Source organism: Mycobacterium sp. NGS61 (assembly GCF_059812325.1).
Genome location: NZ_JCALCL010000005.1, coordinates 92505 through 106332, shown reverse-complemented (window position 1 = coordinate 106332; position 13828 = coordinate 92505). Strand labels below are relative to the sequence as shown.

14 protein-coding genes are annotated in these 13828 nt (G+C 67.2%); 10 read left to right on the top strand and 4 right to left on the bottom strand.

Annotation, left to right across the window (positions count from 1 at the left end; all coding sequences use genetic code 11):
* Positions 1–44: 44 nt before the first annotated feature.
* The gene (gene arfC, locus AC5Y3Z_RS13025) at positions 45–701 is read left to right on the top strand and encodes a channel accessory protein ArfC, sunset domain variant (protein ID WP_463827506.1); all 657 of its coding nucleotides are present in this window, start codon (positions 45–47) and stop codon (positions 699–701) included.
* Here arfC and AC5Y3Z_RS13020 read toward each other — a convergent pair.
* A complete protein-coding gene (locus tag AC5Y3Z_RS13020; RefSeq protein WP_463827507.1) occupies positions 698–2038 on the bottom strand; it encodes a HAMP domain-containing sensor histidine kinase in 1341 nt (446 codons plus the stop codon). The genes arfC and AC5Y3Z_RS13020 overlap by 4 nt on opposite strands.
* 16 nt (positions 2039–2054) lie before the next feature.
* Positions 2055–2756: a two-component system response regulator PrrA gene (prrA, locus tag AC5Y3Z_RS13015; protein WP_036364553.1), complete on the bottom strand. Its 702-nt coding sequence runs from the start codon at positions 2754–2756 to the stop codon at positions 2055–2057.
* Positions 2757–3031: 275 nt separating this feature from the next.
* On the opposite strand from prrA, the gene AC5Y3Z_RS13010 reads away from it, so the two are divergent.
* Positions 3032–3673, top strand: coding sequence for a 6TM ABC transporter family protein (locus tag AC5Y3Z_RS13010; RefSeq protein WP_463827345.1), 642 nt, complete (start codon positions 3032–3034; stop codon positions 3671–3673).
* Here the strand turns inward: AC5Y3Z_RS13010 and AC5Y3Z_RS13005 are convergent.
* Positions 3639–4250, bottom strand: coding sequence for a TetR/AcrR family transcriptional regulator (locus AC5Y3Z_RS13005; protein ID WP_463827346.1), 612 nt, complete (start codon positions 4248–4250; stop codon positions 3639–3641). The two genes, AC5Y3Z_RS13010 and AC5Y3Z_RS13005, sit on opposite strands and share 35 nt — an antisense overlap.
* A gap of 105 nt (positions 4251–4355) precedes the next feature.
* Positions 4356–5840: a carboxyl transferase domain-containing protein gene (locus tag AC5Y3Z_RS13000; RefSeq protein WP_463827347.1), complete on the bottom strand. Its 1485-nt coding sequence runs from the start codon at positions 5838–5840 to the stop codon at positions 4356–4358.
* A 28-nt stretch (positions 5841–5868) separates the two neighbouring features.
* Between AC5Y3Z_RS13000 and AC5Y3Z_RS12995 the strand changes: the two genes are divergently transcribed.
* From AC5Y3Z_RS12995 to AC5Y3Z_RS12960, 8 genes are all read left to right on the top strand, one after another.
* Positions 5869–6600 (top strand): enoyl-CoA hydratase, encoded by a 732-nt coding sequence (locus AC5Y3Z_RS12995; RefSeq protein WP_463827348.1) that lies wholly within the window; start codon positions 5869–5871, stop codon positions 6598–6600.
* Positions 6601–6605: 5 nt separating this feature from the next.
* The gene (locus AC5Y3Z_RS12990) at positions 6606–7724 is read left to right on the top strand and encodes an MBL fold metallo-hydrolase (RefSeq protein ID WP_463827349.1); all 1119 of its coding nucleotides are present in this window, start codon (positions 6606–6608) and stop codon (positions 7722–7724) included.
* A 58-nt stretch (positions 7725–7782) separates the two neighbouring features.
* Positions 7783–9366 carry a serine hydrolase gene (locus tag AC5Y3Z_RS12985; protein ID WP_463827350.1) on the top strand — a complete coding sequence of 528 codons (1584 nt, stop codon included), beginning with the start codon at positions 7783–7785 and terminating at the stop codon, positions 9364–9366.
* Positions 9363–11750: a cation-translocating P-type ATPase gene (locus AC5Y3Z_RS12980; RefSeq protein ID WP_463827351.1), complete on the top strand. Its 2388-nt coding sequence runs from the start codon at positions 9363–9365 to the stop codon at positions 11748–11750. The genes AC5Y3Z_RS12985 and AC5Y3Z_RS12980 overlap by 4 nt, the downstream gene beginning before the upstream one ends.
* Before the next feature lie 70 nt (positions 11751–11820).
* Positions 11821–12000, top strand: coding sequence for an antitoxin (locus tag AC5Y3Z_RS12975; protein WP_463827352.1), 180 nt, complete (start codon positions 11821–11823; stop codon positions 11998–12000).
* 6 nt (positions 12001–12006) lie between these two features.
* Positions 12007–12483: a type II toxin-antitoxin system Rv0910 family toxin gene (locus AC5Y3Z_RS12970; RefSeq protein WP_463827353.1), complete on the top strand. Its 477-nt coding sequence runs from the start codon at positions 12007–12009 to the stop codon at positions 12481–12483.
* A 69-nt stretch (positions 12484–12552) separates the two neighbouring features.
* Positions 12553–13326 (top strand): VOC family protein, encoded by a 774-nt coding sequence (locus AC5Y3Z_RS12965; protein WP_463827354.1) that lies wholly within the window; start codon positions 12553–12555, stop codon positions 13324–13326.
* Positions 13327–13365: 39 nt separating this feature from the next.
* A complete protein-coding gene (locus AC5Y3Z_RS12960) occupies positions 13366–13800 on the top strand; it encodes a hypothetical protein (protein WP_463827355.1) in 435 nt (144 codons plus the stop codon).
* The last annotated feature ends 28 nt before the right edge of the window (positions 13801–13828 follow it).

The window sequence follows — 13828 nt, the reverse complement described above, 5'->3', positions numbered from 1 at the left end:
GCCAGCTGCACTGGTGGCCGGCCGCCGCCTCATTCGGGCTCGGCATGATGCTGACCCTGGCGTTGTTGTTGCGACCGGCCAGGATTCAGATGCCGGCGTGGGTGTTCGCCGACCCGACGTCGGGTCCAGGGCGCAAGCCGGCCGCCAAGGTCTCGGCCAATGATGCCCCGACACAGCGCATTCCGGTCGCCGGGCCGCGGCCGGTGAGAAAGGCTGCCGCCAAAGCGCCGCCGAAGAAGCGCAGACCGGTTTCCGCCGATGCGGTGACCGAACGGATACCGATCGCCGCGAACAGGCCGGCGAAGAAACTGCCCGCCAAAAAGGCTGCGGTGAAGAAGGTTCCCGGCGCCAAGGTCCCGGGCAAGAAGCTGCCGCCGAAGAAGGTCAGGCCCAAAGATCCGACGCGACGGGTCTCAGTCGCGAAAGATGTTGCGACGGAGAAGATTCCGGTCAGTGATGCGGCGACGGTAGAGACGCCGTTGGTGCCCTACGCGCCCTACGGTCCCGGATCGATGCGCGCCGAACCCGACGGGTCCGGGCCGCAGGGTTGGTTGGTGAAGGGCCGCACCGATTCTCGATTGTTCTACGGACCCGATGATCCGGGTTACGACGAACTCGTCGCCCAAGTCTGGTTCGAGAACGAAGATTTCGCCAAGCGCGCGTTTTTCCTGCCGGGTCGCAACAGCGCGCGAAAAGACTAGCTCGGCCCGGGCAGTCGCAGCACCAGGCGGGCACCGCCCATCGCGCTGCTCTCCAAAGACGCTGTCCCGCCGTGCAGATGGGCCTGCTGCGCCACCAGGGCCAGGCCCAGCCCGGAGCCCGAATGCGATGCTGTCGAGCCGCGGGAGAAGCGTTCGAACACCACTTGGCGCTCCTCTTCCGGCACGCCGCTGCCGTCGTCGTCGATGGCGATCTCCACACCGGCCCGCGAGCTGACCGCCGACACCCGCACGTGGGTAGCGCCCCCGTGCTTGACGGCGTTGGCAATCGCGTTGTCCACCGCCAGCCGCAGTCCGGCCGGCATGCCGACGATGATGCAGGTGGGCGACGGCACCAGGGACACCTCGAGGTCGGGATAGCTGCGGGTGGCGTCGTGCGCGGCGCGGTCGAGCAGATCGGTGATGTCCACCGGCACGTGGTCATCGGAGGTGGACAATTCGCCCTGGGCCAGCCGCTCCAGTGCGCTCAAGGTGGCTTCGATCCGCGACTGGGTACGGATGACATCGCCCAGTACCTCCTTGCGCTGGTCGTCGGGCATGTCGAGGGTGGCCAGCACTTCGAGGTTGGTCCGCATCGCCGTCAGGGGGGTGCGCAGTTCATGTGAGGAGACCGCGGCGAAGTCACGGGCCGACGCCAGCGCTTCCTGCGTCCGGTTTTGTTCGTTCCAGATCCGTTGCAGCATGCCGCGCATGGCCTCGGCGATCTCGACGGCCTCGCTGGCGCCGTGCACTTCGACCCGCGGCGCTTCGTCGCCCGCGTCGATCGAGCGGGTCTGTTCGGCGAGTTGCTTGAACGGTCGCACCGCGAAGGCCGCCAGCAGCCAGGCGAACACCGCCGCCGCACCGATCGCGAAACTGCAGATCAGCAGCACTCTGCGGTGCAGGTTGTTGGTCTCGGCGTAGGTGGTGTCGTAGGTGGCGCCGACGGCCATCGACGTCGGTTCCGGACCGGGGATCTCGACGGTGCGTACCCGGTAACGCACCCCGTGGATGTAGGTGTCGGCGTAGTCAGACTGCAGCTTGGGCAGTTCGATGTCGGAGTTCGACTTGACCACGTCGCCGCGACGCAGCGTGATCAGGGCATCCCGGTCGTCGGGGGAGGGCGGAATTTCGTTGAGTCCGCGCGGCACGAAGGGGATTGCGAAACCGGCGGCTTCGTCCAGCCGGCGGTCCAGCCGTTCCTTGCGGTCCTTGGTGATGCCCACCCACACCACGGCGCCGACGATGAGCACCGGGATCGCGGCGCCGATCACTGTCGCAACCACCACCCGGGTCCGAAGCGACGGTGTGCGGGCGAAAATCCGCGACAGGATGTTCATCAACAACGGCAGGGCCCTACTGCATCCGGAGGACGAACCCGACTCCCCGTACGGTGTGCAGGAGACGCGGGCCGCCATTGGCCTCTAACTTGCGCCGCAGGTAACCGATGAAGACGTCGACGACATTGGTGTCGGCAGCGAAGTCGTAACCCCACACCAGCTCCAGCAGCTGCGCGCGGGACAACACCGCGGTCTTGTGTTCGGCCAGCACCGCCAACAGGTCGAACTCCCGCTTGGTCAGATCGACGTCGACCCCGTTGACCCGGGCCCGCCGGCCGGGGATGTCCACCTCCAGCGGGCCCACGGTGATGGTTTCCGACGAGGACGTCGCGGTGGCGCCGCGGCGACGCAACAGCGCGCGCACCCGTGCCACCAGCTCGGCCAGCACGAACGGCTTGACCAGGTAGTCGTCCGCGCCGGCTTCCAGGCCGGCGACGCGGTCGTCGACCGAACTGCGCGCGCTCAGCACGCAGACCGGCACGTCGTTGTCCATGGCGCGCAGGGCCGTGACGACGCTGACGCCGTCGAGCACCGGCATGTTGATGTCGAGCACGATCGCATCCGGCCGGGTTTCGGTGGCGCTGCGCAGGGCCTCGGCGCCGTCGACGGCCGTCGACACCTCGAACCCGGACAGCCGCAGACCGCGCTCCAGGGAGGCGAGCACATCGGAATCGTCGTCGACGACCAAGACCCGCGGTGAGTTGACACCAGTGTCCATGGGTTTATCTTGCCTGATTGTCGGTGACCGCGGTGGGAGGCGCGAGTTTATCGCGGGATCGGGCGCAACAGCCCGCATCACGCGCCGGTGTTGCAGCTACTCGGCAGGCAACTGTTACGGATTCGACGCCGCGCAGCGACCGCCGTTCGTCAACCGACATGCCATCATCGAATCCTGTTGGCAGGTCTCGACATCCAGCGTTGCGACCGAAACTCGATTATCCGCTTGGCTTTTCGGTCAACGCTGCGCAAACGGGATCTGGAGACGAATTCGTCGTGACTGACGTGCTGAATGCCTCACCGCCTCCGTCGCCGGTCGGCCAGCGCGCCGTGTCCGACGGGTGGCGCCGGATCGCCGGCCACCTTCGGAACCGCGCACCGTGGCGGCCGACCCTGCCCGGTGTGATCACCATTCTGGTTGCGGCGGTGGGGATTCCGTTGATAGCGCAATCCTTGGTCGACGGACCGGTGCGACACCTCGACCACCGTGGGCTGTGGGTTCTGGGCACGGCGGCGACCGCATTGGCGGTGTCCGAAACGGTGATGTTCGCCGTTCGTCGTCGGCTCGACGGGCACGCGCGGGTCACCGCCGACGTTCTGCAAACCGCCGTGGTGACGGGGTGCCTGTTGGCACTGTATTGGCCGTTGGGGTTGGTGGTCTCGGCCACGATAATGCTGTACTACCTACATGAATCCATTCGCCGCAGCGAATCGCTGGCGGCGCCGTGGCGGGCCGTGCTGGAGGTCATCCCCAACCTTGCCGGGGTGGTGCTGCTGGGGCATGGGGCGTACGCGGTGCGCCACGGCCTGATCACCATGGGCACCCTGGTCGCGTTTCTCATGATGACGCTGTCGTTGGTCGGACCGGTCATCGCGCTGTCGGCTACCGCGTCAGGACGACGTTCATCAGCTGGGTGAGCCAGGCGCGTGCGGCCGACGGGTCGCTGTCGAGCAGCAGCTGGACAGTGACACCGTCGTAGGCGGCGACGATGGCGCGTGCGGCGTCGGCGACGCTGTCGATCGATGTGTGGAATGGGATGCCATTGGCGACCATCCGCTCCTCGATGACGTGGCGCAACTGCGCCCGATGCTTCTCCCAGCGGTGCGCGAGCTCAGGCTTGCGGGCCGCATACAGCAGGAAATCGAACTTGATGAGCAGCCAGTCACGTTCGAAGAGCAGGGTGTCCACGATGCGTTCGACGGCTCCGGGCAGGTCGTTGACGGGATCGGTACCTTCCATGGCGGCGCTGACCTGGTCGGCGGTGCGGACCGCCCACTGGTCATAGAGCAGGAAGAACAATTCCTCGAGGCTGTCGAACTGCGAGTAGAAGGCACCCCTGGTGTAACCGGCCGCTTCGCACACGTCCTCGATGGTCACGTGGCCGTAGCCCTTATCGGCGAACACCCGGAATGCCGCGTCCATCAGCCGGGCACGGGTCTCGGCACGCCGTTTGGTTACCCGCGGCGTCTTGGCGGCGGTGGTTGACGTCGGCAACTCAACCTCTCCTCGATCTGCTTACTTGACGAATACGGTGCCACACGTGATCTGTATTATCCCTGTGCCACTCGCGGTGATGAGCGGACCGCCAACCCGCTGGCGTCAGCGCGTTTCGGGCAGACCGATGCGCCGGTAACGCCGCAACCGCCCGCGCAGCCGCTCGGCGTCGGGAACCGCGCGCAGCGCGTGCACTTCGACGGCGATGGCGCGCGAGAGCCGCTTCGCGAACTCCACCGGCTCGTCGGCGGCATCGGGGTGCTCGGGTACGACGGCATCGACGATCCCGGCCGCTAGCAGGTCAGTTGACCGGATTCCCTGCGCTGCCGCGAGTTCCGGCGCATGGCAGACGTCGCGGAAGACGATCGCACTGCCACCCTCCGGCGGCAGCGGTGCCAGCCAGCTGTGCAGCGCGGCCAGCACCCGGTCGGCGGGCACCATCGCCAGCGCCGGCCCGCCGCTGCCCTGGCCCATCAACACCGACACCGTCGGGGTGTCCAGCGTCACCAGCTCGGCCAAACATTGCGCAATTTGGCCAGCCAGTCCACCTTGCTCGGCCGCGGCGGACAACGCGGGCCCGGCAGTGTCGATCACCAGCACCAGCGGCAGACGCAGTTCGGCGGCTACCGCCATACCGCGCCGGGCCTCCCGCAGCGATGCCGGTCCGACGGCGTTGCCACTGCCGCCCTGAGTTCGTTGCTGACCGAGCACCACCACCGGCTGGCCGGCGAACCGCGCCAATGCCAACAGTGTCGCCACACCCCGGCCGGTTCCGGACAGCGGCACCACATCGGTGGCGCCGTGTCGCAGCAAATCCCGCACGTCGGGGCGGTCCGGGCGGCGGGAGGCCAGCACCGAATCCCAGGCGGGCACATCGGGCAACGGTTCGCAGGGTTCGCGCGCCGGCGGCGGTTGGGCTGGATCGGCGATCACCGTCAGCGCCCTGTCCAGGGTGGCGCGCAAGTCCTCGATCGCAACGACGTCGTCGATCACGCCGTGGCGCTGCAAGTTCTCCGCGGTCTGGACGCCCGGCGGGAACGGTTCGCCGTACAGCAACTCGTACACCCGCGGGCCGAGAAACCCGATCAGGGCACCCGGTTCGGCGAACGTGACATGGCCCAGCGAGCCCCACGACGCGAAGACCCCACCCGTCGTCGGATTGCGCAGATAGACCAGATACGGCAACCGCGCCTGCCGGTGCAGGCGGACGGCGGCGGCAATCTTCACCATCTGCAGGAACGCGACCGTGCCCTCCTGCATGCGCGTGCCACCAGAGCACGGCGACGCCAGCAACGGCAGCCCCTCAGCGGTCGCCCGCTCTACCGCCGAGGTGATCCGTTCGGCCGCGGCCACCCCGATCGAGCCGGCCAGAAAGTCGAAGTCACAGACCACCACCGCCACCCGGCGTCCGAACACCCGTCCCTCGCCGGTGGACACCGACTCGTCGCGGCCGGACTTCGACCGGGCTTCGGCCAGTTCACGCGCATAGGCCGGCGGAATCGGCAATGCAGGCGGAGCGCTGTCCCAGCTCAGGAACGAACCCTGGTCAAGGACCGCATCACGCAGTTGATCGGTCGTGATACGGCTCACACAGATGAGGCTATATATCGTGGTGCCCATGATCGGTATCACCCGGACCGAAGCCGTCCTGACCATTGAGCTGCAGCGGCCGGACCGGCGTAACGCGCTGAACTCCCAGCTCGTCGAGGAGCTGCGCGAGGCGCTGCTCAAGGCGGGCGACGGGTCGGTACGGGCGATCGTGCTGACCGGCCAGGGGTCCGCCTTCTGCGCGGGCGCCGACCTGTCCGGCGACGCTTTCGCCGCCGACTATCCCGACCGGCTCGTCGAGCTGCACAGGGTCATGGACGCCACATTGATCCCGGTGATCGGCGCCATCAACGGCCCCGCGATCGGCGCCGGGCTGCAGCTGGCCATGCAATGCGACCTGCGAGTGGTCGCGCCGGATGCCTTCTTTCAATTTCCGACCTCGAAATACGGTCTGGCGCTGGACAACTGGAGCATCCGACGGCTGTCGTCGCTGGTCGGCCACGGACGGGCCCGGTCGATGCTGCTGACCGCGGAGAAGCTCACCGCCGACACCGCGTTGCAGACCGGAATGGCCAACCGGATCGGCACGGTGGCCGACGCGCAGGCGTGGGGCGCCGAAATCGCCGGACTGGCACCGCTGGCTATCCAGCATGCCAAGCGGGTACTCAACGACGACGGCTCCATCGAGCAACCCTCACCGGAGCACAAGGAACTCTTCGACAAGGCCTGGGCCAGTCAGGATGTGATCGAGGCGCAGGTGGCCAGGATCGAGAAGCGGCCACCGAAATTCCAGGGAGCTTGACGGACATGACGAACCGGGCGCTGCGACTGGCCGCCGGCACCGCCTCGCTGGCGGCAGGTGGCTGGTTGATGCGGGCCCTGCACGGTGCACCCTCGGCGTTGGGCGCCGACCCCGCGGCCCTCGAAGCCGCCGCAGCGGGGTCACCGAACTACCGCGACGGGGCCTTCGTCAACATCGACCCCGGCTCGCTGTACGTCATGAACCGTGAACAGCTGCGTCAGATCGCCTGGGAGCTGGTGGGAGCGCGCGTGCACAGCCGCCCCGCGCGTCCCATCCCGCTGGCCTCGCCCGCCATCTATCAGGGTGAGCCGGCGCAGCTGGCGGTCAGCTGGTTCGGTCACTCGACGGCGCTGCTGGAAATCGACGGTTACCGCGTGCTCACCGACCCGGTGTGGAGCGACCGGTGTTCACCGTCGGATCTGGTGGGCCCGCAACGGCTGCATCCGCCGCCGGTGCAGGTGGAAGGCCTGCCCGCGGTCGACGCCGTGGTGATCAGCCACGACCACTACGACCACCTCGACATCGACACCGTGCTCGCGCTGGCCCGCATGCAGCGGGCGCCGTTCTTCGTACCGCTCGGTGTCGGCGCACACCTGCGCTCCTGGGGCATCCCCGAGCAGCGCATCGTCGAACTCGACTGGAATCAGAGTGCCCAGGTCGACGAGCTCACCATCGTCTGCGTGCCGGCGCGGCACTTCTCCGGGCGTTTCCTCAGCCGCAACAACACCCTGTGGGCGTCGTGGGCGTTCGTCGGGCCATCACGTCGTGCCTACTTCGGTGGCGACACCGGCTACACCAAGAGCTTCGCCGAAATAGGCGCCGAGCATGGACCGTTCGACCTGACTCTGATGCCGATCGGTGCCTACAACACCGCGTGGCCGGACATCCACATGAACCCCGAAGAGGCAGTGCGGGCCCATCTGGATGTCACCGACTCCGGGTCGGGCCTGCTGGTGCCGATTCACTGGGGGACGTTCCGGTTGGCGCCGCATCCGTGGTCCGAGCCGGTCGAGCGGGTACTCAAAGCGGCCGAGCCCGATGGGGTTCAGGTTGCGGTACCCAACCCGGGACAGCGGATCGACACGGTCTCGCCGGTGCGGTTCAACCCGTGGTGGCGGCTCTGAGTCGGTAAGTGATGTGCGCCGTGGCCGGCGCGCATCGTCGTCGGGCTAGTGTGCGGCCATGACGAATCGCGCGGCGGCAGCCGCAGTCGTACTGCTGATGGCGGCTCTCGTCGGATGCGGGCCCGGGCAGCCGGCAGCCAACCCCTCGTCTCCGCTGCCCCAGGTGCCCCCCAACGAATTCTCGGGCCTGCAGATCCCGGCCAGCCGCATCGACGAAGCCGTCGCCCGGGTGGACGGCCTGGTGGCCGAGCTGATGAAGAACAGCGGTATCCCGGGGCTGGCGGTGGCCATCGTGCACGGCGGAAAGACGTTGTACGCCAAGGGCTTCGGTATCAGAGATGCCGGCAGACCGGACAGCCCGGAGAACAGGGTGGACGCCGACACGGTGTTCCAGCTGGCCTCGATCTCGAAGTCGGTCGGTGCGACGGTGGTGGCGCACGAAGTCACCACCGGTTCGATCACCTGGGACACCCCGGTGGTTTCGAAGCTGCCGTGGTTCGCGCTCAGCGACCCCTACGTCACCGAGCACGTGAGCGTCGCTGACCTGTACTCGCATCGCTCCGGGCTGCCCGATCACGCCGGCGATGCGTTGGAGGACTTGGGTTACGACCGTCGGCAGGTGCTGGAACGACTGAAGTACCTGCCCCTGGCGTCGTTTCGAAACAGCTACGCCTACACCAATTTCGGTGTCACCGCCGCCGCCAGCGCGGTAGCCGCTGCGGCCGGTGAGTCCTGGGAAGACCTGTCCCGCGAGGTGCTCTACCGGCCCCTGGGCATGGAGTCGACCAGTTCGCGGTTCGCCGATTTCCTGGCCCGCCCCAACCGGGCGGTCGGCCACCTCAAGGTCGGTGACAAATGGGAGGCCCGCTTCCAGCGCGACCCCGATGCCCAGACCCCGGCGGGCGGGGTGAGTTCCTCGGTCAACGACATGGCGCGCTGGCTGACCATGCTGCTGGCCGGCGGCACCTACAACGGGCAACGGATCGCCTCGCCCGAAGCGTTGCTCTCCGCGTACACCCCGCAGGTGATCTCGACCAAGACGCGGAACCCGAAGGCACGGTCCGGCACCTACGGATACGGATTCAACGTGTCGGTGACCTCGTCGGGGCGCACCGAGTACAGCCATTCCGGCGCTTTCGGACTCGGCGCCGCAACGAATTTCGTAGCGCTGCCGGCCGAGGACATCGCCATCGTCGCCCTGACCAACGCGGCCCCGTACGGCGTGCCGGAGGCGCTCACCGCCGAGTTCATGGATCTCGTGCAGTATGGCCAGGTACGGGAGGATTGGGCCACGTTGTACCGTCAGCAACTCGCCCCGATGAACAATCCGGACGGTTCCCTGGTCGGTAAGCAACCACCGGTCAGCCCTGCCCCGGCCCGGCCGCTGAGCGAGTACGTTGGGGTGTACGCGAGCGACTATTGGGGGCCCGCCACCGTGACCGATCACGACGGCCGATTGCAGCTGATGCTGGGGCCGAAGAACCAGATATACGACCTGTCGCACTGGGACGGCGACATCTTCACCTTCGGGCTCTCGAACGAAAACGCATTGCCCGGAACGATTTCCAAGGCCACCTTTACCGGCGGCGAACTGAACCTGGAGTATTACGACTCCGACAAACTCGGAACCTTCCACAGATGACCGCCCCGCCGTCCGTCGCCGGACTCACCGATGCCGAAGTGGCGCAACGGATTAACGACGGCCGCAGCAACGACATCCCGGAACGCGCCACCCGCAGCATCGCGCACATCGTGCGGGCCAACGTCTTCACCCGGATCAACGCCATCCTGGGTGTGCTGTTCGCCATCGTGCTGGTGACCGGCTCGGTGATCAACGGGCTGTTCGGGCTGCTCATCGTCGCCAACAGCGTCATCGGGATGTTCCAGGAGATCCGCGCCAAGCAGACGTTGGACAAGCTGGCCATCGTGGGTCAGGCAAAGCCGGTGGTGCGCAGGCAGTCTGGGACTGGCGAGATCCCTCCCGACCAGGTGGTGCTCGACGACGTCATCGAGGTCGGCCCGGGCGACCAGATCGTGGTCGACGGCGAAATCCTCGAAGCCGACAACCTGGAGGTCGACGAATCGCTGTTGACCGGCGAGGCGGACCCGATCGTCAAGGAACCCGCAGACCTGGTGATGTCGGGCAGTTTCGTCGTCGCCGGCACCGGAGCCTACCGCGCCACCAAGGTCGGCCGCGATGCCTACGCTGCCCGCCTGGCCGCCGAGGCCAGCAAGTTCACCCTGGTCAAATCCGAACTGCGCAATGGCATCAACCGAATTCTGCAGTTCATCACCTACCTGCTGATACCGGCAGGCCTGCTCACCATTTACACGCAGATGTTCACCACGAACGTGGGTTGGCGCCAGTCCGTGCTGGCGACCGTGGGAGCGCTGGTGCCGATGGTGCCGGAAGGTCTGGTGCTGATGACCTCGATCGCGTTCGCGGTCGGCGTCGTCCGACTCGGCCGGCGGCAGTGCCTGGTCCAGGAATTGCCCGCCATCGAGGGGCTGGCCCGGGTCGACGTCGTCTGCGCCGACAAGACCGGAACGCTGACCGAAAACGGCATGCGGGTCGCCGACGTCGAAGAGCTGGACCCCGCCGGGGAGAGCCTCGACGAGGTGTTGGCCGCCCTGGCCGCGGCCGACCCCCGCCCCAACGCCAGCATGCAGGCGATCGCCGAGGCGTATCCCACCGCACCGAATTGGACCGCCACGGCCACAGCGCCTTTCAAGTCCGCGACGAAATGGAGCGGGGTGTCCTACCGCGACCACGGCGACTGGGTGATCGGTGCGCCCGATGTGTTGCTCGAACCGGATTCGGCTGCCGCCGCGCGGGCCGAGGAGATCGGCGGGCAGGGCTTGCGGGTGCTGCTGCTGGGGGCGAGCGCCACCGCGGTGAACGATCCTGACGCGCCGGGCGCCGTCACCCCGGCTGCGCTGGTGGTGCTGGAACAGAAGGTACGTCCGGATGCCTGCGAGACCTTGGAATACTTTGCCGCCCAGGGTGTCACGGTCAAAGTGATGTCCGGCGACAATGCCGTGTCGGTGGGCGCGGTGGCCGGCGCACTCGGCTTGCACGGCGAGACGATGGATGCCCGTCGCCTGCCCTCCGAACCCGCTGAACTGGCCGACGCGCTGGATTCCCACACCACCTTCGGCCGGGTCCGGCCCGACCAGAAGCGCACCATGGTGCACGCCCTGCAGACACGCGGGCACACCGTGGCAATGACCGGCGACGGGGTCAACGACGTGCTCGCCCTCAAGGACGCCGACATCGGCGTAGCGATGGGAGCGGGCAGTCCCGCGGCACGCGCGGTGGCCCAATTGGTGTTGCTGGACAACAGGTTCGCGACGTTGCCGTATGTGGTGGCCGAAGGCCGCCGGGTGATCGGCAACATCGAGCGGGTGGCCAGTCTGTTCCTGACCAAAACGGTGTACTCGGCGCTGCTGGCCTTGCTCGTGGGGATCGAGTGCCTGCTCGCCAAGCCGCTGGGGGCCGATCCGCTGCTGTTTCCGTTCCAACCGATTCACGTCACGATCGCGGCCTGGTTCACCATCGGCATTCCGTCGTTCATCTTGTCGCTGGCGCCCAACGACGAGCGTGCCTACCCGGGTTTCGTTCGGCGGGTGGTGACGTCGGCGTTGCCGTCCGGCCTGGTGGTCGGAATCGCGACCTTCACCTCGTATCTGACCGCCTATCACGGCCGCCACGCGACCGGGGTACAGCAGGACCAAGCGTCGACCACGGCGTTGATCACCTTGCTGGTCACCGCGGTGTGGGTGCTCGCGGTGGCGGCGCGACCCTATAAATGGTGGCGGTTGGCGCTGGTGATCGTTTCGGTGTTGGCCTACGTGCTGATCTTCAGCCTGCCGTGGGCGCAGCAGAAGTTCTTCCTCGATCCCTCGAATCTCTGGGCGACGACCAGAGCGCTGGGTATCGGTGCGCTGGGGGCGGCGGCAATCGAGGCGATCTGGTGGCTGCGGGCCCGGATCCTCGGCGTCAAACCGCAGGTGTGGCATCGATAGCGGCGGCAAGTAGGGTGGACCGGCGAATCAGTGTTTCCCCGGGGAGGAGACCCTGGGAAAGGGAAATGGCATGGGATTCATCGACAAAGCCAAGGACCTGCTGTCGCAGAACGCCGACAAGGTCGAGACCGTGATCGACAAGGCCGGCGATTTCGTGAACGAAAAGACGCAGCACAAATACTCCGACACCATCCACAAGGTGCAGGAGGGGGCCAAGAAGGCGGCCGGCCCCGGCGGCCGGCAGGGCTAGCGGCAGATGGCGAAACTTTCCGGGGCCATCGACGTCCCGCTTTCGCCCGACGAGGCGTGGCGGCACGCCTCGGACCTGACGCGGTACAAGGACTGGCTGACCATCCACAAGGTCTGGCGCAGCAAGCTGCCCGAGGTGATCGAGAAGGGCACGGTCCTCGAGTCCTACGTCGAGGTCAAAGGGATGACCAACCGGATCAAATGGACGATCGTGCGCTACAAGCCGCCGGAAGGCATGACGCTCAACGGTGACGGCGTGGGCGGTGTGAAGGTCAAGCTGATCGCCAAGGTCGCACCCAAAGACGACGGGACCTCCGTGGTCAGCTTCGACGTGCACCTCGGCGGCCCGGCTCTGTTCGGACCGATCGGCATGGTGGTGGCTGCGGCACTGCGCAGCGACATCCGGGACTCGCTGCAGAATTTCGTCCGGGTGTTCACCCGTCCCGACCCGGGTATGAACGGCGATCGAGTCGCGCAGCGCTGAGCTGTCGATGAGTTTCCGGGTCGGGCCGAGTCACTACTTGCGACCCCCAACCGACCGAGGAGGAAACTCGTGCCAACCCGTACCGACGCCCCGCTGGGCGCCCCCTGCTGGATCGACCTGACGACATCGGACGTCGACCGCGCCCAGGACTTCTACGGCACCGTGTTCGGCTGGACCTTCGAGTCCGCCGGACCCGACTACGGCGGTTACATCAACGCCGCCAAGGACGGTCGCCCGGTCGCGGGCATGATGGCCAACAACCCGGAATGGCAGATGCCCGACACCTGGGCCACGTACTTCCACACCGCCGATATCCAGGCCGGCGTCGCGGCGCTGAAGGCCGCCGGTGGCCAGGGATGCCTGGAACCGATGGAGGTGCCCGACCAGGGCTTCATGGCCGTGGGCACTGACCCGTCGGGGGCGACCCTGGGTTTGTGGCAACCCCTCGAGCACCGCGGTTTCGAGGTGATCGGCGAGGCCGGCGCTCCGGTCTGGCATCAGTTGACCACCCGCGACTATCGCGCCGCCGTCGACTTCTACCGCGAGGTCTTCGGCTGGCACACTCAGCAGGAAAGCGACACCGACGAATTCCGTTACACCACCGCGTGGTTCGGTGATCAACAGCTGCTCGGTGTGATGGACGGCGCTGCGGTCCTGCCCGCGGGCACGCCGTCGCAGTGGAGCATTTTCTTCGGCGCGGAGGATGTCGACAAAACCCTGCAGATGGTCGTCGACCAGGGTGGGGCGGTGGTGCGGCCGGCCGAGGACACCCCCTACGGGCGACTCGCCGCTGTCACCGACCACACCGGTGCACGGTTCAACTTGTCGTCGCTGCAGGGCTGACACCCGGCGGCGCGGATCGCGTCAGATAACCTCGCACCCATGAGTCGCCGCCCGCGCCCCGGCTGGATGGTGGCCTTGTGTGCCGTGGTGCTCTCGGCCAGCACCTGGATGCCGTGGTTGACGACGAAGGTCAACGGCGGCGGCTGGGCGAACGCGATCGGCGGCACCCACGGCAGCCTGGAGCTGCCGCGTGGATTCGGCGCCGGCCAGCTCATCGTGTTGCTGGCATCGGCGCTGTTGGTGGCCGGTGCGATGGTTGGCCGGGATTTGTCGGCGCGGGCGGCTTCGGTTGCGGCACTTGTGATTTCATTGCTCATCAGTGGCTCGCTGGTGCTTTACTACCAGCGCAATGTCAGTGCGCAGGTATCGGCCGAGTACGGGCTCTACGTCGCAGCGGGCGCTGCTGCCGGCGCGGTGGTGTGCGCACTGTGGGCGGTGGTCGCGGCGACATTGCGGGGTCGGTCCGAACGGTAGTCCGGCGGTGACATCACCGATTCGCAGG